This is a genomic window from Yersinia artesiana (assembly GCF_902726545.1).
Taxonomy (GTDB): domain Bacteria; phylum Pseudomonadota; class Gammaproteobacteria; order Enterobacterales; family Enterobacteriaceae; genus Yersinia; species Yersinia artesiana.
Window position 1 is genome coordinate 1 of record NZ_CACVAD010000044.1, and the last position, 23179, is coordinate 23179.

Consider the following 23179-nt stretch of genomic DNA (forward strand, 5'->3'; position numbering starts at 1 on the left):
GGTATGCAGAATACGCTTTCGGTAAATCCGGCAACTTCATGGCCAACTATACCTATGGTGCGTCTCTATTGATTGCCAATATCGCTATTGCCATATCGGCGGTCGGGTACGGAACTGAATTACTGGGTGCCACCTTAACGCCACTGGGTATTTGTATCGCGACTATCGGCGTACTGTGGTTGGCAACGGTGGCTAACTTCGGCGGCGCACGTATTACCGGGCAGATCAGTAGTGTCACTATCTGGGGGGTGATTATTCCGGTCGTGGGGATTTCGATTATTGGTTGGTTCTGGTTTAGCGGCTCCGCTTACGCGGCGGCGTGGAACCCACATGGCGTGCCTACTTTTGAAGCTATCGGCTCCTCTATCTCGATGACATTATGGGCTTTCCTCGGTCTGGAATCTGCCTGTGCCAATACCGATGCCGTAGAAAACCCTGAACGTAACGTTCCGATTGCGGTCTTGGGCGGGACTTTAGGTGCAGCGGTTATCTATATTATTTCGACCAACGTCATCGCCGGTATTGTTCCTAATATGGACTTGGCAAACTCAACAGCACCATTTGGCCTGGCATTCGCTTATATGTTTACCCCAGCAGTGGGCAAAATCATCATGGCATTGATGATTATGTCATGTGTCGGTTCATTACTCGGCTGGCAGTTCACCATCGCTCAGGTATTTAAATCCTCTGCCGATGAAGGCTTCTTCCCGAAAGTCTTCTCTAAAGTCAGTAAAGCTGATGCGCCAATCAAAGGGATGCTGACCATTGTTATTATCCAGAGTGTCTTGTCGCTAATGACCATTAGCCCGTCATTGAATAAACAATTCAATGTGCTGGTCAATCTGGCTGTCGTAACCAATATCATCCCTTATATTCTATCGATGGCAGCATTGGTGATTATTCAGAAAACCGCCAATGTTCCACCGGCAAAAGCGCGCAAAGCCAATATCATTGCCTTTATCGGTGCGATGTACAGCTTCTATGCACTTTATAGTTCAGGTCAGGAAGCCATGACTTGGGGTGCGATTGTCACCTTCCTCGGTTGGACACTGTACGGTTTGGTTTCACCACGTTTTGAATTTGCAGCAAAGACTAAATAAGTAATCGAATGGTTCATATTGAGCCAAATAGAACCAATTTAAACTGATCAGGTGCCAGCAGATAAAAAAGTCAGGATGCAATGGGAAATTCCGGTAATAATGTTCCGAACCGCTACCCCCGGACTGGAATAAGATTATGTCGGACAGCCTTTGGCATCTCTATCTGCTGCGCACCACCAGTGGCATGCTGTATACCGGCATTACCACGGATGTGGCCAGGAGGCTGACGCAACATCAAGCTGGAAAAGGCGCAAAAGCGTTGCGGGGCAAGGGAGAGTTAGCACTGGTATTTCATTGTGAAGCAGGGGATCGCTCAACAGCGTTGAAGCTGGAATATCGGGTGAAGCAACTCAGTAAGCAACAAAAAGAAAAGCTGGTGATGAACCAGCCCTCTTCATTGGTATCGTTGCTAGACGTTAGAAGCGATTAAACGGCGCAGAAAACACCACTTCGCCATCAGCATCAGTCAATGCATCTTCCGCCAACGCATACACCTGAAAGGCGTCTTCAGTATCAGGCCAACGGCAGGTTAATTGATGACGAGCCGCTGGCACAAAACCAAAGCGCTGATAATAAGCGGGATCGCCTAATACCACCACCGCGGCATAACCGAACTCATTGAGAGAGTCGAGGCCTTCATAGACCAGCTTCTCAGCCAGTCCTTGACGACGCAGACTTTCTTCCACTGCCAGCGGGGCCAGTGCAACCCATTGACGGTCTTCGCCACCCACATCTACCGGGCTGAATGCCGCATAACCAACCACACCGCCGTCATCATCGGTTGCTACAATGCCCAGTGTCAGTAAGCCGTCTTCGCGCAATTGTTGCACTAATTCTGCTTCATCATCGCCCTTGAATGCCTTACGTAATAAGGCGTCGATCCCCGGTGCATCCACTGGAATTTCAACCCGGATCAACACGATACTAATGTACGGGAAGAACTCGCCGCACCCTCTTGCTGACCCGCTTCAATAAATTCCGCCAGTTGTTGCAGGCCGACTCGCAGTAGCGTCGGCATGGACTCCAATTCAATGGCATCCATCAGATTTTTCACATACAGGCCCAATTCGGTATCCCCTTCAATTCGCAGCCGGCGCTGGAAAAATAGCGTATCCGGATCTTCTTTACGGGCAGCGATCAGAATCAGATCGTTGGCATCACCGCTGAAGCTAACATCCGCCTCAGCCTGTTGGCTCACCACCAGCCTACCGTTTTCCACGGTCATAAACCATTGCAATGCGAGGTCGCGCACTTCAATTTTTAACCAGCGAGACTCCAAAAACTCCAGTTCACCATCCAGTAGCGCCTGACGGAATTGCCAGCCCAACACTTGCTCCAACACCTGACGTTGTAAAGCAAATGGCGTAAGTTTCAACGGCCCCCGCAACAGCGCTGGCCCTTGGCGCACAAGGCGTGCTCGTAGTTCTCCCAACATAGGCTGACTCCTTTTGGGTGTATACCTTTGTACTTGAAGCCGCAGGGGTGTTGGCTGCAACTTCAACTACTTTGGGTATTAATCTGCATAAAATAAAGCGCTATTTTGCCACATTGGCAGAATATGGAAGCCTGTTATATCAATAAATTTTGCATCAGATCTTTGCTAAATATCAGAAGAATGGCACCAATGCGAAAGAAACTGCCCTAAATCAAGGTCAGCTCACGGCGGGTTAACTAAAATCCCCATTCGCTAAACTCTAATATCATCTTCGGATTGGGAAAATTCTATGGAGCTGCTTTGTCCTGCCGGTAATTTACCCGCATTAAAGGCCGCAATCGATAATGGTGCCGACGCGGTTTATATCGGCTTGAAAGATGATACTAACGCCCGCCATTTTGCCGGACTGAATTTCACCGATAAAAAATTACAGGAAGCGGTCAATTACGTTCATAGCCGCAAACGAAAATTACATATCGCTATTAATACGTTTGCTCATCCTGACGGCTATTCCCGTTGGCAACGGGCGGTCGATATGGCGGCACAACTTGGGGCGGACGCCCTGATTCTGGCAGATTTGGCGATGTTGGAATATGCCGCCGAACGCTACCCGGAAGTTGAGCGCCATGTGTCGGTACAAGCATCGGCGACCAATGATGAAGCTATCCGCTTCTATCAACGCCATTTTGATGTGGCACGAGTGGTTTTACCGCGCGTGCTATCCATGCATCAGGTCAAACAACTGTCGCGCACCAGCCCGGTTCCATTGGAAGTTTTTGCCTTTGGCAGCTTGTGCATTATGGCTGAAGGGCGGTGTTATCTTTCATCCTATTTGACCGGTGAATCACCCAATACCGTCGGTGCCTGCTCTCCGGCGCGCTTTGTGCGTTGGCAGCAAACCCCGCAAGGGATGGAGTCTCGCCTCAATGAAGTGCTGATCGACCGTTATGAAGATAATGAAAATGCGGGTTATCCGACCTTGTGCAAAGGGCGCTATCTGGTGGATGGGCAGCGCTATCATGCATTGGAAGAGCCGACCAGCCTGAATACACTTGAACTGCTACCGGAATTGTTTGCCGCCAATATTGCTTCGGTGAAAATTGAAGGACGCCAGCGCAGCCCGGCTTATGTCAGCCAGGTGGCGAAAGTGTGGCGACAGGCAATTGACCGCTATCTGGCCAACCCGGCGCAATTTTCCGCCAAAGAAGAATGGATGGAACAACTAGGCGCCATGTCTGAAGGCACCCAAACCACCCTGGGCGCTTATCATCGCAAGTGGCAGTAGCCGGAGGAAATATGAAGTACGCCTTAGGCGCAGTGCTCTATTACTGGCCAAAAACCGATATTGAAACTTTTTATCAGGCCGCCGCCAATAGCAGTGCCGATATTATTTATCTTGGTGAGAATGTTTGTACCAAACGCCGAGAAATGAAAGTGGGTGATTGGTTAGCACTCGCTAAAGACGTTGCCGCCAGCGGCAAACAGGTGGTGATTTCCACACTGGCCCTGCTGCAAGCGCCGTCAGAATTAAATGAATTAAAGCGCTATGTCGAAAACGGCGAGTTCTTATTAGAAGCCAATGACTTGGGTGCGGTAAATATGGCGGCGGAGCGCGGTTTACCCTTTGTGGCCGGTCATGCCCTCAATTGCTACAACGCCTATACTCTGCGGATTTTGCATCGTCAGGGCATGATGCGCTGGTGTATGCCGGTTGAACTATCGCGCGATTGGCTGGCTAATGTGCTGCAACAGTGTGAAGAACTGGGGTTCCGCAATCAGTTTGAAGTCGAGGTGTTGAGCTACGGTCACCTGCCGCTGGCTTATTCTGCCCGCTGCTTTACTGCGCGTTCAGAAGATCGGGCTAAAGACGAGTGTGAGACCTGTTGCATTAAATACCCGCAAGGGCGGCCGGTATTGTCACAGGAAGATCAACAGGTGTTTATCCTTAATGGGATTCAGACCCAAAGTGGCTATTGCTATAACCTTGGTAACGATCTGATTTCCATGCAAGGTTTGGTGGATATCGTCCGTCTTTCGCCGCAAGGCATGGAAACGCTGGGTGTCATTGATCAGTTCCGCGCCAACGAGTTGGGATTAAACCCACTGACACTGGCCGATAAAGCCGATTGTAATGGCTACTGGCGACGGCTCGCCGGTCTGGAATTGGTGTCATAAGCCAAAAACAATAAGCCGGGTGAGCATCACTGCCCTCCCGGTTATTTATGCTTATTAACGCTTAATCACAGTGACACTTTTGCGCCATAATCTCAATAATCTGACGGTCTGTTTGTCGCATCGCACCACAGGCCAGCGCACACAGATTAGCGATTGACTGATCGACATCATCCGCAACGATCCCCTCATTACCGGTCACCCCGCTGCGGTCTAATGCCATCAACACCGCCTTATACGCCGCGCTGACACTGGTGGAGGCTTTCATCGCGCAACTGTTGGCCGCACCATCACAGATAATCCCGCTGATATCAGCAATCATACTGCCAATGGCCAATGCCACTGGTTCATAACGCGGCTCCAGCAACCACGCCATCCCTGCCGCAGCCCCCATCGCGGCGCTGGTGGCGGCAATCCCAGATTTCCGGAGCCAGAATTAGCCATCGCGGGCAACAGCGCCCCGCACATCCCCTCGATCCAGCATGGCTTTCGCGGGAAAAGATCAAGCGGCAATAGCACTTGAAACAGCATTAAATTTTTTATAATAGATTTATTGTGGATAAAATAAGAATAATTAACTGGTTTAATTAAGATGTCATGCCCGTTAGGCTAAACGGACAGTTGAGTTAGGCTGAGTTTCGTTTACAGAATCCTTTAAGCGCCGCATTTATTACCCCTTTAGTCACTGTTATTTAGATTATGCTGCTAAGGGTAATTACCTCGCATTTCTGTGAGAAAATTATTAATGCAGTTAGATACTCAAAGTCATTGGTGGTGCAGATAACGCACCCCGATAAGCTTACTCAAGTAAGTGATTCGGGTAAGTGCGCGCAGCTAACAACCCTGCAACGTCGAGGACGAAGAGGATTGCTCAAAGTCATTGGTGGTGCAGGTAGGCAGCCAGCAAACGCATCCCGATGAGCTTACTCAAGTAAGTGATTCGGGTAAGTGCGCGCAGCTAACAACCCTGCAACGTCAAGGACGAAGAGGATTAATGTGTTCGCCCTTCAAGCGACTCAACATAAGGTTATGATGGACGATTCTATGAATGATAACAATGTTGCTATAACAGATAAGCCGCCGATCCCGCTTTCTGTCCTCGATTTATCACCGATAGCTCAGGGCAAGACGCCCCGAGATGCATTTCATGCCTCGCTGGACTTGGCTCAACATGCTGAAAAATGGGGATATCACCGCTACTGGCTGGCTGAACATCATAATATGACCGGCATTGCCAGTGCTGCGACCTCAGTGCTAATTGGCTATATTGCCGGTGGCACCAGCACCATCCGCGTCGGTTCCGGTGGTGTTATGCTACCAAACCATTCGCCATTAGTGATAGCTGAGCAGTTTGGCACCCTCGCCTCGCTGTATCCTGACCGTATCGATCTTGGCCTTGGCCGAGCGCCCGGCACTGACCAGCGCACCATGATGGCACTACGACGCCATCTCTCCGGCGAGGTAGATAACTTCCCGTCTGATGTGCGCGAACTGCAAAACTATTTTGCCGATGTGCAACCTGGGCAGGCGGTACAAGCTGTTCCCGGTCAAGGTTTACATGTCCCTCTGTGGCTGCTGGGTTCCAGCCTGTATAGCGCGCAACTGGCTGCTGCCATGGGGCTACCTTTCGCTTTCGCTTCGCATTTTGCGCCGGACATGCTCTTCCAGGCGCTCAAAGTGTATCGCGAAAACTTCAAACCCTCCGCTCAATGGCCGAAACCTTATGCGATCGTGTGTGTGAATGTGGTCGCTGCAGACAGCGAGCGTGACGCCCGTATCCTGTTTACCTCAATGCAGCAGCAGTTTGTCAGTTTGCGCCGTGGCACACCGGGGCAACTTCCTCCGCCAGTCGAAGATATGGAAAAAATCTGCTCGCCAGCCGAACAGTTTGGTGTAGATCAGGCGCTGCGCCTGTCCATTATTGGTGATAAGAGTAAAGTCCGACATGGGCTTCAGTCATTATTGCGGGAAACGCAAGCCGATGAATTAATGGTGAATGGCCAGATTTTTGATCACCAGGCACGATTATATTCATTTGAGATAGTTTCCAGTTTGCAACAAGACTTGCAACCTGGAGAGCCGCTCTAATCTATTTATATACAATAGATTAGAGATATAATAAAACCAGCTCCAGGGCTGGTTTTATGTTTCAAGGTAAAGTCATCATAAACTCATGAGCTCACTATTCCATTCAATAAAAAAGCGTATTGAATTTGTTAGAAAAAAACAGGTAATAATATAAAGAGCACCAAACTCATGAAAATATATTTTTTAACTCAATCAACTTTACATTGATTTTCAAGACCCTTCCCACCTACTCGATTTTATTAAGAATAATGAAATCGATGGCGGAAGTGAATCATAATAAAACCAACAACTCTCACTATGGTTTATTCCAGATACTCGCTTGGGACAACTAAATGTATGTAATGATAACTCATCGCTTTCCCAAGGAAACATCTATTCCTTTCAGGGATTGACTCTTTACCTATGCAGGCTGGCTAGTCTGACTCAACCTCTGCTTCAGCATCTTTTTTCGCAAAACTCGCGATATTCTGCGCCCTTATTGTCTCGCATTGCTCTACAGAAATAGTGCCCTTTGTTTTCCTGCCTTGATATTCTTTAAATGCTGGATCCCAAATCCAATTATTTTTAAAGTATTCCCCTTCGGCTAATTTAGCACAAAGGTCTTCATTATTTAGTGAGGTTGCAGGCGTTGAGCATGCAGTAAGAACAAAAGAAAAAAGAGGTATAACCATATAATCTTTCATTTTTAGATCCTTATGATAAATAATTTCTTGTTTTTATTTCAAAACAAATCTATCACAATGGCATGTAATCTTTCTTAATTTAAAGGAAAATATATGTAAATGAACTATCAATTGTGAAGTAATTATGATGCTAAATAATATGCAACTCAAATATCCTATTACAATAAAAAAATATAAGCTGAATTCTTTTTATTTCTATTTAAATTAAGAGTTGAAAGTAATAGATTATTTTTCACTTAATTTAACCAATATATCTCAAATATTTTTGTCGTAAGGCAAAAAAACCCCGTTTGATACCCATAAAAAAACCAGCCCTGAGGCTGGTTTTTACGTTTAATCATCGAAGATGACTAAGACTTATGCATCACCGAAACGACGACGAGCAGGTGCGGCAGGCGCTGCGGCATCATCGCGACGTGGAGCAGCTGAACGCTGGCCATCACGATTACCACGACGCTGTTCGCCAGCACCGGCTGGAGCACGGTCACTTCCGAATGAACGGCGAGGAGGAGCACCTGCACCGTCACGACGTTCGCCACCGAATGAACGGCCAGCACCACCGCCACGACGCTCACCACCACCGTTACCACCAGCAGGACGCTCACGGCGCTCATGCGGCTGTGCATCACCCAACAGCTGCATGTTCAGCGGCTTGTTCAGGATACGGGTGCGAGTGAAGTGAGATAACATTTCGCCCGGCATACCTTTCGGCAGTTCGATAGTTGAATGTGAAGCAAACAGCTTGATGTTACCGATATAACGGCTGCTAATATCACCTTCGTTAGCAATAGCGCCAACGATATGACGAACTTCAACACCATCATCACGGCCCACTTCAATGCGGTACAGTTCCATCTCACCAACATCACGACGTTCGCGACGTGCTGGACGCTCGCCACCATCACGGCTGTCAGCACGAGGCTCACGACGGCTGTCTCCACGGTCACGGCCACGATCGCTACCACGGTCATCGCGAGTATTGAATTCACGCTGTGGACGACGTGGTGCTTCTGGTGGCAGGATCAGTGGACGTTCGCCCTGTGCCATTTTCAGCAACGCGGCAGCCAGCGTTTCGAGATCAAACCCTTCTTCTGGTTGCAGCTTAGCCAGCAACGCACGGTACAGATCCAAATCACTACTTTCCAGCTGTTGGCCAACTTTAGCCGCAAATTTGGCTAAGCGACGTTCGCCCAACAGCTCTGCATTTGGCAGCTCAACTGCTGGGATAGTCAGCTTCATGGTATGTTCAATATTCCGCAATAGGCGACGTTCACGGTTCTCAACGAACAGTAACGCACGGCCAGCACGACCGGCACGACCGGTACGGCCGATACGGTGAACATAAGACTCTGAATCCATAGGGATATCATAGTTTACTACCAGGCTGATACGCTCAACGTCCAAGCCACGAGCCGCAACATCAGTTGCAATCAGAATATCTAAACGACCACTTTTCAGGCGTTCCAGTGTCTGCTCACGTGCAGCCTGGTTCATGTCACCATTCAATGCAGCACTGTTATAACCGCTACGTTCCAAAGCTTCAGCCACTTCCAGCGTCGCGTTTTTGGTACGAACGAAAATGATAGCAGCGTCAAAATCCTCAGCCTCAAGGAAACGTACCAGTGCTTCATTCTTACGGACACCATGCACAGCCCAATAACTCTGGCTGATATCAGGGCGGGTAGTGATACTAGACTGAATGCGAACTTCCTGTGGATCTTTCATAAAGCGACGGGTAATACGGCGAATCGCTTCTGGCATAGTGGCAGAGAACAGCGCGGTCTGATGTTCAGCCGGGATCTGCGCCAGAATATTTTCAACGTCTTCAATAAAGCCCATACGCAGCATTTCATCTGCTTCATCCAACACCAAACCACTCAGGTTGGACAGGTTAAGGGTACCGCGTTTCAAATGGTCTAACAGACGACCCGGGGTACCAACAACAACTTGTGGCCCCTGACGCAAAGCGCGTAATTGCACGTCATAACGCTGGCCACCATACAGGGCAACCACGTTAACGCCGTTCATATGTTTAGAGAAGCTAGATAATGCTTCAGCAACTTGAATAGCCAACTCACGAGTTGGAGCCAGCACTAACACCTGTGGTGCTTTCAGGCTTGGATCAATGTTGTGTAACAGCGGCAGACCAAATGCGGCTGTTTTGCCACTACCAGTTTGCGCCATGCCGAGAACATCACGGCCGTTCAACAGGTGTGGAATACATTCCAACTGGATAGGAGATGGTTTTTCATAACCAAGATCAGTCAGAGCAGAAAGAATTGGAGCGGACAGCCCCAGATCAGCAAAAGAGGTTTCAAGCTCAGTAGTCATGTACACGTGCCTCATTAATAATGGCAGCCAGTCTACATAACTCGTCGAGAAAATTTTCAGTCATTTTCATTGAAAAGTGTGAACCGGCTCAAATTAGATTATAAAACGAACAAAAAGGCCATCACCTGTTAGGGTGATTAACGTTGGTAAAAACCAAGGTATATCAGGCTGATAGTTGCTCGTCAGCTATTGCTGGTCCGATTCCGATAGGTCGTCTTGTTCTTGGCCCAAAAGCGCCAATTCCAACAATGCATAGCGGTGCTCAACAAAGTTATGAACGTTGTTAGCTACCGTCAGTTTGAACAGCGCCGAAGCGGTGTCCTTGTCCCCCAGACTTAGGTAATGTTTACCTAAATAGAAGTCAGTTTCACTGAGATGCTCAGCGAGCGAAGTGTTATCCGTTGCATCTGCCTTAAGCCTTTCCATCAGCGTTTTTTCGCTGATCGTGCCCAGGTAGAATTCGACAATATTCCATCCCCATTGCCCTCTGTCCGATTTTTCATAGCGTTGTTGTAACGCTACTGCCGCTGTCTTGGGATCGATTTCTCTTTCCACCAGATACAGCCACAACGAACGGAAGGGATCATTTGGATCGTCTTGATAAAACGCCTGCAGATCATCCTGCGCCAACGGGAGTCGACCGCCATAATACAAAGCGATACCCCGGTTTAAACGCGCGTAATTGTAAGTTGGATCAAGCTCTAGTACAGAATCAAACGCTTCATAGGCAGCATCAAAATTGCCTGCCTGCGTTAAATAAATGCCCAGATAGTTAAAAACTTCTGGCATATCAGGACGAATAGCTAACGCTTGCGAAAAATCATTTCGCGCTAGTGCCCGTAGCCCGAGGCTATCATACAGCACTCCGCGCTCATATAAAAGCTGTGCGCGCTCATCATCCGTAAGTGCCCGACTTGCAAGGATTTGTTCCATGCGCGCCAGAATCACTTCCTGCTGCAACGTAGGTTGCAACGGGATTGCCAATACCTCGTCTTTACGCCAATCATGGTTGCTGCATCCTGCCAGCATGAGTGCTGTCACAACGTAACACCAGCGCAAGAAAGGCTTCATTTCCTACTCCCGAAGACAAACATTGGATAAATATCCTTTCATCCATTTGTTTAACACAAGAGCATCCTGCCCTCGAGATAACACAGCTCCTCACTCATGAGTAAGGAGCTGTGGAATACTAATTACTCTGCTGCTTCTGGTGCCGGTGCTTCTGCATCAGGAGTAGTCGCTTCTTTCATGCTCAGGCGAATACGGCCTTGGCGATCAACTTCGATAACTTTAACCGGTACTTCCTGACCCATCTGCAGGTAATCAGTCACTTTATCAACACGCTTGTCAGCGATTTGAGAAATATGTACCAAGCCTTCTTTACCGCCGCCGATGGCAACAAATGCACCGAAATCAACGATACGAGTCACTTTACCCGCATAGATACGGTTCACTTCGATTTCAGCAGTAATCTCTTCGATACGACGGATAGCGTGTTTTGCTTTGTCGCCGTCAGTTGCTGCAATCTTAATGGTGCCATCATCTTCGATTTCAATGGTGGTGCCAGTTTCATCAGTCAGCGCACGAATCACAGAACCACCTTTACCAATCACATCCTTGATTTTCTCAGGATTGATTTTCATGGTGTAGATACGTGGAGCAAACTCAGAAATATCGCCGCGCGGTGTGCTGATAGCCTGTTCCATAACACCCAGAATGTGCAGACGCGCACCCTTAGCCTGGTTCAGAGCCACCTGCATGATTTCGCGGGTGATACCTTCAATTTTAATGTCCATTTGCAGTGCGGTGATACCGTCACGGCTACCGGCTACTTTAAAGTCCATGTCGCCCAAGTGATCTTCGTCACCCAGAATGTCAGACAGAACAACAAAGTTCTCATCTTCTTTCACCAGACCCATTGCGATACCGGCAACAGCGGCTTTAATCGGCACACCTGCGTCCATCAGGGCCAGAGAAGCACCACAAACAGAAGCCATTGAGGAAGAACCGTTAGACTCGGTGATTTCAGAAACCACACGCACAGTGTAAGGGAACTCGCTCGGGCTTGGCATCACGGCCAACACACCACGTTTCGCCAGACGACCATGGCCAATCTCACGACGTTTCGGTGAACCAACCATACCTGTTTCACCAACAGAATATGGAGGGAAATTATAGTGTAGCAGGAATGAGTCAGTACGCTCACCCATCAGTTCATCAATATTTTGTGCGTCACGTGCAGTACCCAGTGTTGCTGTAACCAGCGCCTGAGTTTCACCACGGGTGAACAACGCTGAACCGTGGGTACGTGGCAACACACCAGTACGCACATCCAGACCACGGATCATGTCTTTTTCGCGACCATCGATACGCGGTTCGCCACGCAGTACACGACTACGAACTACGTCTTTCTCAACGCTGCCCAGGATATCCTGAATTTCCGCAGCATCTAATGTATCGTCTTGCGCTAACAGTGCTTCAGTCACATCAGCTTTGATAGCATCAACTTGAGTATAACGCTCTTGTTTCTCGGTAATGCGATAAGCATCGCCCAGACGTGCAGCAGCCAGCTCAGCAACGCGCGCATGTAGCGCTTCGTTTACTGGCTCAGCATGCCAATCCCACTTCGGTTTGCCCGCTTCAGCAACCAGAGCGTTGATATTTTCAATCACAACTTGCTGTTGTTCGTGGCCGAAGACAACCGCGCCCAACATTTGATCTTCAGACAAGATGTCTGCTTCTGATTCAACCATCAATACTGCACCCGCAGTACCGGCAACAACCAAGTCCAGACGGCTTTCTTTCAGCTCATCGGTGGTTGGGTTCAGCACATACTGGTCGTTGATAAAACCAACACGAGCAGCACCGATTGGGCCGTTGAATGGAATACCTGACAGGCTCAGCGCAGCTGATGCACCAATCAGTGCCACGATGTCTGGGTTAATTTGTGGGTTAACAGAAACAACAGTCGCAATAACCTGAACTTCATTCAGGAAGCTGTCTGGGAACAGTGGGCGAATCGGGCGGTCAATCAGACGTGAAGTCAGTGTTTCGCCTTCACTTGGACGGCCTTCACGACGGAAGAAGCTGCCTGGGATACGACCAGCAGCGTAGGTACGCTCCTGATAGTTAACAGTCAGAGGGAAGAAGCTCTGGCCTGGTTTAGCTTTCTTTTGGCCAACAACAGTAACGAATACTGCGGTGTCATCCATGCTGACCATAACGGCAGCAGTCGCCTGGCGAGCCATCATGCCAGTTTCAATAGTAACGGTATGTTGGCCGTACTGGAATTTACGAATAATCGGAGTCAGCAAAATAGTATCCTTATACTATGCGGTGCCGGATCGTATTGACGATCTCATCCACCTGTTACTCATACCTTCACACTGCATCCTCGCGACTAATGACAATCCTTAACTCTCATGAGTTAAAGTCTCTCATTAGCCGCGCGAACCTCTGCACCGGAAGATCCTATGTTTTAAAAATATAGAACAACAACAATATACTAACGTATTTTATCATTGCTTCTTAGAAAAAAGGGGCCAATTTGGCCCCTTTCTCCCGAAACTCGCAGACTTAGCGACGCAGACCCAGACGCTCGATCAGGGAAACGTAACTCGCTACATCTTTACGCTTCAGGTAGTCCAGCAGCTTACGACGCGTGGATACCATACGCAGCAGACCACGACGACTGTGGTGATCTTTTTTGTGCTCGGAGAAGTGACCTTGCAAATGGTTAATTTGAGCAGTCAACAGAGCAACCTGAACTTCGCTTGAACCGGTGTCATTGGCATCGCGACCGAAGTCAGCAACAATTTTAGCTTTCGCTTCAACACTTAGAGACATGATACAACTCCAAATATATAGATAAATTAAGACAGGCGCCGATCTCTAATTCAGCAACCCAATATGTAAGCCGCACTATTCTACTCTTTGAACCGCGGGATCGCAAGGAAGGCCTTCTGGCCTACGGTGTGTTTCCTGCCGCTGCACCTGCTACAACAGGGTTTGCACCATCCACATGTTCTACAACCAAGCGTTTCGGAGCAACACGGCCATCTTCTGCAATCGTGCCGATACCAATGAAATTACGCTCTTCACCTTCAGTGATACGAACCATCCCTTCACCAGGAGATCCCGCTACATGTACTGGTTGCCCTTGTTTCACATAGGCCGCAACAGCAGGTAACAGATTGACTTCAGGGAAGTTTAATACCGCGCTATCCATCGGTAATAGCAACGCATCCAGTTCAGCGTTTGGCGACCGCTCTTCTGCTTGCGCTGTTTCAACGATTGCAGTCAACTGTTCCAATGTCACCATGCGGTCACTTGGATAAGTCGCCACTTGCAACCGGCGCAGATAACTCACATGTGCGCCGCAACCCAGCAATTCACCTAAATCATCAATAATGGTACGAATATAGGTACCTTTGGAACAGTGGATTTCCAGCTCCAGGTCATTGCCTTCCCAGCGGATAAACAGCAATTCGTACACAGTAATACTGCGCGCTTCACGCTCAACTTCAATCCCTTGGCGGGCATATTCATACAACGGCTTGCCTTGATGCTTCAGCGCAGAATACATGGACGGCACCTGCTGGCTGCTACCACGGAAACTGTCCAATGCGGCATCCATCTGTGCCTGCGTGACATTCACTTCACGCTCACTGATTAATGCACCTTCGGCATCAGAAGTATCCGTGCGTTGACCTAAACGGGCAACTACTCGATAGCGCTTATCTGAATCGAGCAAAAATTGGGAAAACTTGGTCGCTTCCCCCAAACAGATAGGTAACATACCGGTTGCCAATGGATCGAGAGCACCGGTATGGCCTGCGCGGTTTGCGCTAAAGAGACGTTTTACTTTCTGCAAAACATCATTAGAGGAGAGGCCCAGCGGCTTATCCAATAACAGAACGCCGTTAATGTCACGGCCGCGACGACGTGGACGACCCATTATTTCTCCTCGTCGTTTCCTGGATTAACCTGACGTTCTACATCATTTTTGATGACGTTAGTCACCAGGTTAGACATCCGCATCCCTTCAATCAGAGAGTTGTCATAAGCGAAGGTCAGTTCTGGCACGATACGCAAACGCATCGCTTTACCCAGCAGAGTGCGGATATAACCGGAAGCATCTTGCAGCGCTTTAATGCCATTCTTTACTGTATCCGGATCAGCATTGTCGGTTAACACGTTCAGGAAGGTCACAAAGACTTTAGCGTAAGCCAAATCACGAGACAGTTCGATGCCTGACACAGTTGCCATGCCAACACGAGGGTCTTTGATTTCGCGCTGTAAGATGAGTGCGATCTCTTTCTGCATTTCCTGTGAAACACGCTGAGAACGGCTGAATTCTTTTGCCATTTGGGATTCTCCAGACAATTTGGGGGGCCAAGGCCCCCCAAATGGATATAAGCAAATCAGAGGTGGTTAAGCGATGGTACGTTTAATTTCGATAATTTCGAAGACTTCGATCACATCGCCAGTACGGACGTCGTTGTAGTTCTTAACGCCGATACCACATTCCATACCATTACGGACTTCGTTAACGTCATCTTTGAAGCGGCGCAGAGATTCCAGCTCGCCTTCATAGATAACTACGTTGTCGCGCAGAACACGGATTGGATTATTACGCTTAATCACACCTTCAGTAACCATACAACCAGCAATCGCGCCAAATTTCGGTGATTTAAATACGTCACGAACTTCAGCCAAACCGATAATCTGCTGTTTGTACTCAGGTGCCAACATACCACTCATTGCCTGCTTAACTTCGTCAATCAGGCTATAAATAACTGAGTAGTAACGCAGATCCAGGCCTTCGGTTTCAACAACACGGCGCGCTGATGCATCAGCACGAACGTTGAAGCCAAGGATGATTGCGCCAGAAGCGGCCGCCAATGTTGCATCAGTTTCGGTGATACCACCAACACCTGAGCCAACAATGCGTACTTTCACTTCATCGGTAGACAGTTTTTCAAGTGAATCACAGATAGCTTCACAAGAACCCTGTACATCAGATTTGATGACGATGTTCAGTTCAGAAACTTCACCTTCGGTCATGTTAGCAAACATGTTTTCCAGTTTAGATTTCTGCTGACGAGCCAGCTTAACTTCACGGAATTTACCCTGACGATACAGTGCAACTTCACGGGCTTTTTTCTCGTCACGAACAACAGTAACTTCGTCACCGGCAGCCGGAACACTGGACAGACCCAAGATCTCAACCGGGATCGACGGACCAGCAGACGTGATATCACGGCCTAGCTCGTCACGCATCGCACGCACACGGCCATACTCAAAGCCACACAGTACGATATCACCTTTGTTCAACGTACCTTGTTGAACCAGCACGGTAGCTACAGGGCCACGGCCTTTATCCAGGAAGGATTCGATAACAACACCGCTTGCCATGCCAGTACGAACTGCTTTCAGCTCCAATACTTCAGCTTGCAGTAGGATTGCGTTCAGCAATTCATCGATACCAATACCGGCTTTCGCAGATACGTTGATGAACTGAGACTCACCGCCCCACTCTTCTGGCTGGATGCCGTACTGAGACAGCTCGGTTTTAACGCGGTCTGGATCAGCTTCTGGCTTATCGATTTTGTTCACTGCAACCACAACCGGCACGTTCGCCGCTTTGGCATGCTGAATAGCTTCGATTGTCTGCGGCATCACGCCATCGTCGGCTGCAACAACCAGCACCACGATATCAGTCGCTTGAGCACCACGGGCTCGCATTGAAGTAAATGCGGCGTGTCCTGGAGTATCCAGGAAGGTGATCATACCGTTTTCAGTTTCAACGTGATAAGCACCGATGTGCTGAGTAATACCACCGGCTTCACCTGATGCCACTTTCGTGGAGCGGATGTAATCCAGCAGAGAAGTTTTACCGTGGTCAACGTGGCCCATGATGGTCACAACCGGAGCGCGGTGCTCGGCTGCGGCTTCAGCGCCAGTATCACGGTCGCTCATCAGCGCTTCTTCCAGCTCGTTTTCACGACGCAGGATAACTTTGTGGCCCATCTCTTCAGCAACCAGCTGTGCTGTTTCCTGATCGATAACCTGGTTGATCGTTGCCATTGCACCCAGTTTCATCATCGCTTTGATGACCTGAGAGCCTTTAACTGCCATTTTGTTGGCCAGTTCAGCAACAGTCACGGTTTCACCGATCACTACATCACGGTTAACAGCAACAACAGGCTTATTGAAGCTCTGTTGCAATGTGCTTGGTTTACGTTTGCCTTTACGGCCAACAGCACGTGCCTCTTCGCGATCAGCTTTAGACTCAGAGAGTTTATTGCCTTTCTTCTGTTTAGTCGCTTTCCCACCACGAGTGCGGCTGCGGCGATCACCTTCAACTTTGGCGTCGTTTTCATCTTCCGCGGCGCGCGCATGTTGTGAGGTAGTTACATGATAATCGGCAGATTCAGTCTGTTCAGTCACTGGCTCTGGCCATTTACCTTCGTTTTCGGCTGCCATTTTACGGGCTTCCTCAGCAACGCGTTTAGCGTCTTCCTCGACCTTACGGCGTGTTTCTTCTTCTACTGAGCGTTTCAGCTCGGCAGCTTCAGCTTCACGGCGTGCTTTATCAGTCTGAGCTGGCTTGGTTTTTTCGTCGGTTTGTTGATTCGTCACTTTTTCTTTTTCCGCTGCTTGGCGCTTAGCTTTTTCAGCGGCCTCACGTTTGGCTTGTTCTTCGGCCGCTCGTTTAGCTTTTTCTTCAGCGATTTTCTGCGCTGCTGCTTCCGCTTCACGTTGTGCCTGCTCTTCCGCTTCACGCTGTGCCTGCTCTTCCGCTTTCGCTTGTTCAGCTTCCGGCGTATTTACATAAGTGCGTTTCTTGCGGACCTCGATTTGCACCGATTTACTTTTTCCGCCGGTGCTCGGAATATTCAAGGTGCTACGCGTTTTGCGTTGCAGCGTGAGTTTATTAGGCGCACTACCGTGCTCACGGTTTAAGTGTGCCAGTAATGTTTCTTTTTCTTGCTGGGTAACTGAGTCTACTTCAGACTTCTTGATCCCTGCATCAGCAAATTGCTGTACCAGGCGATCAACTGGAGTCTGAATCTCATCTGCCAGCGATTTTACGGTTACATCTGTCATGCTGTTCCTTCCTGCTACAGTTTATTACGCGTTATCGCCAAACCAACAGATATTACGTGCGGCCATAATCAGCTCGCCGGCTTGCTCATCGCTAAGCCCTTCAATATCTGCCAGATCGTCGATACCCTGCTCGGCAAGATCTTCCAGCGTACACACACCGCGCGCAGCCAATTTAAATGCCATGCTACGTTCCAGACCAGCCAGGTTCAGCAGGTCATCAGCGGGTTTTTGGTCGCCAAGACTTTCTTCTTGTGCCAGGGCCAGCGTGGTCAATGCAGCTTTGGCGCGGTCACGCAGCGCTTCAACCGTATCTTCGTCAAGACCATCGATTTCCAGAAGCTCTTTCATTGGCACGTAAGCCAATTCTTCCAGAGAAGAGAAACCTTCCTCTACCAAAACGGTGGCAAAGTCCTCATCGATATCAAGATATTTGGTGAAGGTATCAATAGCGGCATGAGCCTCGGCCTGATGCTTCGCCTGAAGATCGTCCGCCGTCATTACGTTCAGTTCCCAGCCACTCAGCTGTGCGGCTAAACGTACGTTCTGACCATTACGGCCAATTGCCTGTGCCAGGTTACTGGCTTCAACGGCAACATCCATCGTGTGCTTGTCTTCATCAACCACAATTGACGCAACATCAGCTGGCGCCATGGCATTAATAACAAACTGGGCTGGATTATCATCCCACAATACAATATCAATGCGCTCGCCGCCAAGTTCGCTGGAAACAGCTTGAACACGGGCACCACGCATACCAACACAAGCACCGACCGGATCGATACGTTTGTCGTTGGTTTTGACCGCAATTTTAGCACGCGAACCAGGATCACGTGCCGCAGCTTTAATTTCGATCAATTCTTCGCCGATTTCTGGCACTTCAATGCGGAACAGTTCGATCAGCATTTCAGGACGTGAACGGCTGACAAACAGCTGAGCACCGCGTGCTTCTGGACGGACATCGTACAAAACACCACGGATACGGTCGCCTGGACGGAAGTTTTCACGCGGTAACATGTCTTCACGGTTAATAACCGCTTCGGCATTATTACCCAGATCCAGTGCAATGCTATCGCGGTTAACTTTCTTAACCGTACCAGTCACAATCTCACCTAAATACTGGCGGAATTGTTCAACAACCATAGCACGTTCAGCTTCACGTACTTTTTGTACGATAACTTGCTTGGCGGTTTGGGTTGTAATGCGGTCAAAAGTGACAGATTCAATCTGATCTTCAACATAATCGCCCAACTGGAGCGAAGGATCTTCGTATTGAGCCGCTTCTAACGTAATCTCGCGGGTTGGCATCGTCACTTCGTCAACGGCAACCCAACGACGGAAGGTGTCGAAATCACCGGTTTTACGGTCAATGCTGACGCGAACTTCAATTTCTTGTTCGTATTTTTTCTTGGTCGCTGTCGCTAGAGCGGTTTCCAACGCCTCAAAAATCTTCTCGCGCGGAAGGGATTTCTCATTGGAAACTGCTTCTACAACAGCCAGAATCTCTTTGTTCATCCTAGTTGCCTCATCCAAACTTTAAAAGTGGGGTACCAGGTTCGCTTTCTGGATGTTGCTCAGCGCGAACACTTCATCTTTTCCATCCACAGTAACCGTGATCATTTCACCATCAACGGCTTTGATAATGCCCTGCCATTTACGGCGGTTCTGCATTGCCATACGCAAAACCAGAGTGACTTCTTCACCAAGGTAACGAGTATAGTGCTCAGCAGTGAACATTGGGCGTTCAAGGCCCGGAGAGGAAACTTCTAAGTTGTAAGCGACCGTAATGGGATCTTCTACATCCAAGACAGCGCTGACCTGGTGGCTGACATCAGCACAAGCATCAACAGTGATTCCGTCGTCACTATCAATATAGATTCGTAGCGTCGATTGGCGCCCCCGGATGAACTCAATGCCAACTAATTCATAGCCTAAGGCCTCAACCGGTGCTGAAATTATCTCTGTTAACTTTTGTTCTAATGTGGACAAGCCCACCCCCAAGACATAAAAAAAGGGCCTAATAGCCCAGTGATTCTGCTGTCAAATAACAAAAAACCCCGAAATTCGGGGCTTTATGCAACTGGACCCTGTTTGCCGCAAAGCGGCTTCGGTACAACTTTCTGACAAGTATTTTTTTCAAATTGAAATCGAAAGTATCTGAGGTCTACCGAATACAACATTTGAAAAAAAACACTTTAGGAAAGTGGTTGCGGGGGCCGGATTTGAACCGACGACCTTCGGGTTATGAGCCCGACGAGCTACCAGGCTGCTCCACCCCGCGTCCGAAAACGTGGCAAATATTACGTTGATAACGACAAAAAAGCAAGTTATCTGTCTGATTTGGTACCGAGGACGGGACTTGAACCCGTAAGCCCAATCGGGCACTACCACCTCAAGGTAGCGTGTCTACCAATTCCACCACCCCGGCACTGATTCAACTGGTTGTTTTTACTGTTAAAGTCTTCACAACCACTTTAAAACTTTCTTTCTACTGACTTATTTTGAAACATTACTGCGGGATATCACTACTCGGCTTAGTCGGCGCTACTGGTGCTGTAGTCTGCTCAGTTTTTGCTGGCTGACCCAGATTTTCCCACTCGCTGCCTTTATTGCCCTGGTTGGTGCTCATATTACCCAAAATCAAGCTAATGACGAAAAACAGCGCCGCCAATACAGCCGTCATGCGGGTCATAAAGTTACCGGAACCATTCGAACCAAACAGAGTTGCAGAAGCACCTGCTCCGAATGAGGCTCCCATATCCGCGCCTTTGCCTTGCTGTAACATGATCAGAGCAACTAGCCCGATCGAGATCAGCAAGAAAATAACCAGAAGAGCTTCGTACATAGTTGTACCTGTATCCTTGCGGGTTCACCGCATGCCAAATGCTTCTCACCCATCAAGCGGGGACTTATTCACCCACTTAAGCGGGTGTGAATACTAACCAAAGCGTCTAATACACGCAAGGGCAATTTCATCACATAGGCTTATTTGCAGAAAAAAACGCCAAGTTATTCAACTTCAGTGTAATTACCAGGAGAGAGTGGCTCCTCCCCTGGTAAATAATTATTAGCCTGCCGCTTTTACCGCATCAGCAATCCGATTAGCCATTTCTGCAATCAGTAACTCTTCAGCGTCCCCCTCAACCATCACTCGGATTAATGGCTCAGTACCTGATTTACGTAACAGGACACGACCACGATCACCCAGTTCTTTTTCCACCTGGCGGGTAACTTCTTCGACTTTCTCTGATTTCAGTGGATTATGATCGCCGGAGAAACGCACGTTCACCAGGATTTGTGGTAACAATTTCATACCGCTACACAAATCATGTAAGGTCATATGGTTGCGCACCATTGCTGTCAGTACTTGCAGGCCTGCGACGATACCATCACCGGTGGTAGTTTTATCCAACAGGATCACATGACCGGAGTTCTCAGCCCCAATACGCCAGCCTTTTTCCTGCATAGCTTCCAACACGTAGCGATCGCCGACTTTGGCGCGAACAAATGGGATGCCCAGCTCTTTCAAGGCTAATTGCAGCCCCATATTACTCATCAAAGTGCCGACAGCACCGCCTTTCAACTGCCCCTGGCGCAAACCTTCACGGGCAATAATGTAGAGGATCTGGTCACCATCAACCTTGTTACCCAGGTGATCGACCATCATCAGCCGGTCACCATCACCGTCAAAGGCCAGACCAACATCTGCCTTCTCTGCAAGAACACGCTCTTGCAACAAACGAACATCTGTAGCACCGCATTTTTCGTTAATATTCATACCATCTGGCTCACAGCCGATGGTAATCACGGTAGCGCCTAGTTCGCGTAATACACTTGGTGCAATGTGGTAAGTTGCCCCATTGGCGCAATCGACCACAATTTTCAATTCATTCAAACTCAGTTCGCTTGGGAATGTCCCTTTACAAAACTCAATGTAGCGACCCGCGGCATCCACAATACGGTTGGCTTTACCCAGTTCAGCGGACTCAACGCAAGTGAGTGGTTTTTCCATCTCGGCTTCAATGGCTTCCTCCACATCATCAGGCAATTTAGTGCCATCAATTGAGAAGAACTTGATGCCATTGTCATAGAAAGGATTATGAGAGGCAGAAATAACGATACCAGCTTCTGCACGGAAAGTTCGCGTCAGGTAAGCAACCGCAGGGGTCGGCATAGGGCCAGTAAATGAGGCAGATAGCCCAGCAGCAGCCAAGCCAGCTTCAAGTGCGGACTCCAGCATGTAGCCAGAAATACGTGTATCTTTACCAATAATAATTTTACGAGAACCATGTCGAGCCAGAACCTTTCCGGCGGCCCAGCCAAGCTTTAATACAAAATCTGGCGTAATCGGACTGTCACCCACTTTGCCGCGAATGCCATCTGTACCAAAGTATTTACGGTCGCTCATAATTTTTATTTATCCCTTCGCTGAAAGTGTTGCCTCGACGACTCGCATCGCCTCGACAGTTTCTTTGACATCGTGCACCCTGACAATCTGCGCACCTTGCATGGCGGCAATAACCGCACAAGCCACACTACCGATAACCCGCTGTTGTGGTAGAACATTCAGTAGCTGACCGACCATTGATTTCCGTGACATCCCGACCAAAAGTGGCAACTCAAAATGGTGAAGCTCGGCCAAGCGCGCCAGTAGTTGATAATTATGCGCCAGATTTTTACCGAAACCGAAGCCTGGGTCGAGTAACAATTTACTTTTTGCGATGCCAGCCGCAATACAGCGATCAATATGATGCTTAAAAAACTGATTTACATCGGCCAACAGGTCATCGTAGTGAGGGGACTGCTGCATACTCTGTGGCTGCCCTTGCATATGCATAAGACACACCGGTAACCCAGTTTTAGCCGCGGCTTCAAGTGCTCCAGGCTCTTGTAATGACCGAATATCATTGATGAGATGAGCGCCCGCACAAGCCGACTCGGTGATTACCGCCGCTTTAGATGTATCGACAGATAACCAAACATCAAAACGTTTCGCCAGCGCCTCCACTACAGGAACCACCCGATCAAGCTCTTCTTGCTCACTGACTTCGGCAGCACCTGGGCGGGTAGATTCTCCGCCAATATCAATCAACGTAGCACCCGCTGATAACATCAGTTCAGCATGTTGTAGTGCTTTATCAAGATTATTGTGACGCCCACCATCTGAAAATGAATCCGGTGTGACATTCAGGATACCCATTACTTGTGGGCGAGTGAGATCCAAAACCAGATCTCTGGCCGTTAACTGCATGTGTTCGCGC

The 23179-nt window shown here is 48.8% G+C and carries 21 protein-coding genes, 2 tRNA genes and 1 pseudogene; 5 read left to right on the plus strand and 19 right to left on the minus strand.

The window, feature by feature from the left end:
• A partial coding sequence (gene potE / locus HU019_RS14740; protein ID WP_174850497.1) for a putrescine-ornithine antiporter occupies positions 1–1100 on the plus strand: 1100 nt, incomplete at its 5' end.
• Between the two features lie 136 nt (positions 1101–1236).
• Positions 1237–1530: a GIY-YIG nuclease family protein gene (locus HU019_RS14745; protein ID WP_174849128.1), complete on the plus strand. Its 294-nt coding sequence runs from the start codon at positions 1237–1239 to the stop codon at positions 1528–1530.
• On the opposite strand, the gene HU019_RS14750 is transcribed toward HU019_RS14745, so the two are convergent.
• On the minus strand, positions 1517–2020 hold the full coding sequence (locus HU019_RS14750) for a GNAT family N-acetyltransferase (RefSeq protein WP_174849127.1): 504 nt from the start codon (positions 2018–2020) through the stop codon (positions 1517–1519). The two genes, HU019_RS14745 and HU019_RS14750, sit on opposite strands and share 14 nt — an antisense overlap.
• Positions 2014–2535: a ubiquinone anaerobic biosynthesis accessory factor UbiT gene (ubiT, locus tag HU019_RS14755; RefSeq protein WP_174849126.1), complete on the minus strand. Its 522-nt coding sequence runs from the start codon at positions 2533–2535 to the stop codon at positions 2014–2016. Before ubiT ends, HU019_RS14750 begins: the two co-directional genes overlap by 7 nt.
• 289 nt (positions 2536–2824) lie before the next feature.
• Between ubiT and ubiU the strand changes: the two genes are divergently transcribed.
• Complete coding sequence (ubiU, locus tag HU019_RS14760) at positions 2825–3820, plus strand: ubiquinone anaerobic biosynthesis protein UbiU (protein ID WP_019080678.1); 996 nt, start codon at positions 2825–2827, stop codon at positions 3818–3820.
• 11 nt (positions 3821–3831) lie between these two features.
• Positions 3832–4710, plus strand: coding sequence for a U32 family peptidase (locus HU019_RS14765; protein ID WP_174849125.1), 879 nt, complete (start codon positions 3832–3834; stop codon positions 4708–4710).
• 61 nt (positions 4711–4771) lie between these two features.
• Here HU019_RS14765 and HU019_RS14770 read toward each other — a convergent pair.
• Positions 4772–5119: pseudogene (locus HU019_RS14770) on the minus strand (L-serine ammonia-lyase, iron-sulfur-dependent, subunit alpha); the annotation flags it as partial.
• A 653-nt stretch (positions 5120–5772) separates the two neighbouring features.
• Here HU019_RS14770 and HU019_RS14775 point away from each other — a divergent pair.
• Positions 5773–6795, plus strand: coding sequence for a luciferase-like monooxygenase (locus HU019_RS14775; RefSeq protein WP_174849136.1), 1023 nt, complete (start codon positions 5773–5775; stop codon positions 6793–6795).
• A 413-nt stretch (positions 6796–7208) separates the two neighbouring features.
• Here the strand turns inward: HU019_RS14775 and HU019_RS14780 are convergent, their stop codons facing one another.
• The 16 genes from HU019_RS14780 to folP form a co-directional block, all read right to left on the minus strand.
• Complete coding sequence (locus HU019_RS14780) at positions 7209–7478, minus strand: hypothetical protein (protein WP_174849124.1); 270 nt, start codon at positions 7476–7478, stop codon at positions 7209–7211.
• Between the two features lie 357 nt (positions 7479–7835).
• The gene (locus HU019_RS14785; RefSeq protein ID WP_174849123.1) at positions 7836–9809 is read right to left on the minus strand and encodes a DEAD/DEAH family ATP-dependent RNA helicase; all 1974 of its coding nucleotides are present in this window, start codon (positions 9807–9809) and stop codon (positions 7836–7838) included.
• A complete protein-coding gene (gene yrbN, locus HU019_RS20530) occupies positions 9799–9879 on the minus strand; it encodes a protein YrbN (RefSeq protein ID WP_096335046.1) in 81 nt (26 codons plus the stop codon). The genes HU019_RS14785 and yrbN overlap by 11 nt, the downstream gene beginning before the upstream one ends.
• Before the next feature lie 116 nt (positions 9880–9995).
• Complete coding sequence (nlpI, locus tag HU019_RS14795) at positions 9996–10880, minus strand: lipoprotein NlpI (RefSeq protein ID WP_005156264.1); 885 nt, start codon at positions 10878–10880, stop codon at positions 9996–9998.
• Between the two features lie 122 nt (positions 10881–11002).
• Positions 11003–13123 carry a polyribonucleotide nucleotidyltransferase gene (pnp, locus tag HU019_RS14800; RefSeq protein ID WP_005156266.1) on the minus strand — a complete coding sequence of 707 codons (2121 nt, stop codon included), beginning with the start codon at positions 13121–13123 and terminating at the stop codon, positions 11003–11005.
• A 262-nt stretch (positions 13124–13385) separates the two neighbouring features.
• Positions 13386–13655 carry a 30S ribosomal protein S15 gene (gene rpsO, locus HU019_RS14805; RefSeq protein WP_005156269.1) on the minus strand — a complete coding sequence of 90 codons (270 nt, stop codon included), beginning with the start codon at positions 13653–13655 and terminating at the stop codon, positions 13386–13388.
• Positions 13656–13776: 121 nt separating this feature from the next.
• Positions 13777–14766, minus strand: coding sequence for a tRNA pseudouridine(55) synthase TruB (gene truB, locus HU019_RS14810; RefSeq protein WP_174849122.1), 990 nt, complete (start codon positions 14764–14766; stop codon positions 13777–13779).
• Complete coding sequence (gene rbfA / locus HU019_RS14815) at positions 14766–15176, minus strand: 30S ribosome-binding factor RbfA (RefSeq protein WP_032816249.1); 411 nt, start codon at positions 15174–15176, stop codon at positions 14766–14768. The genes truB and rbfA overlap by 1 nt, the downstream gene beginning before the upstream one ends.
• 66 nt (positions 15177–15242) lie before the next feature.
• Positions 15243–17921 carry a translation initiation factor IF-2 gene (infB, locus tag HU019_RS14820; RefSeq protein ID WP_050075681.1) on the minus strand — a complete coding sequence of 893 codons (2679 nt, stop codon included), beginning with the start codon at positions 17919–17921 and terminating at the stop codon, positions 15243–15245.
• 24 nt (positions 17922–17945) lie between these two features.
• Positions 17946–19433 (minus strand): transcription termination factor NusA, encoded by a 1488-nt coding sequence (gene nusA / locus HU019_RS14825; RefSeq protein WP_005156278.1) that lies wholly within the window; start codon positions 19431–19433, stop codon positions 17946–17948.
• 21 nt (positions 19434–19454) lie between these two features.
• Entirely contained in the window at positions 19455–19907 is a 453-nt protein-coding gene (gene rimP, locus HU019_RS14830) for a ribosome maturation factor RimP (protein WP_005156279.1), read from the minus strand.
• 215 nt (positions 19908–20122) lie between these two features.
• Positions 20123–20199, minus strand: a tRNA-Met gene (locus tag HU019_RS14835).
• A 60-nt stretch (positions 20200–20259) separates the two neighbouring features.
• Positions 20260–20346: transfer RNA gene (locus tag HU019_RS14840), tRNA-Leu, on the minus strand.
• Positions 20347–20427: 81 nt separating this feature from the next.
• Entirely contained in the window at positions 20428–20763 is a 336-nt protein-coding gene (gene secG, locus HU019_RS14845) for a preprotein translocase subunit SecG (RefSeq protein WP_174849121.1), read from the minus strand.
• 222 nt (positions 20764–20985) lie between these two features.
• Positions 20986–22326: a phosphoglucosamine mutase gene (gene glmM, locus HU019_RS14850; protein ID WP_174849120.1), complete on the minus strand. Its 1341-nt coding sequence runs from the start codon at positions 22324–22326 to the stop codon at positions 20986–20988.
• A 9-nt stretch (positions 22327–22335) separates the two neighbouring features.
• A complete protein-coding gene (gene folP, locus HU019_RS14855; RefSeq protein WP_174849119.1) occupies positions 22336–23169 on the minus strand; it encodes a dihydropteroate synthase in 834 nt (277 codons plus the stop codon).
• Positions 23170–23179: the final 10 nt, after the last annotated feature.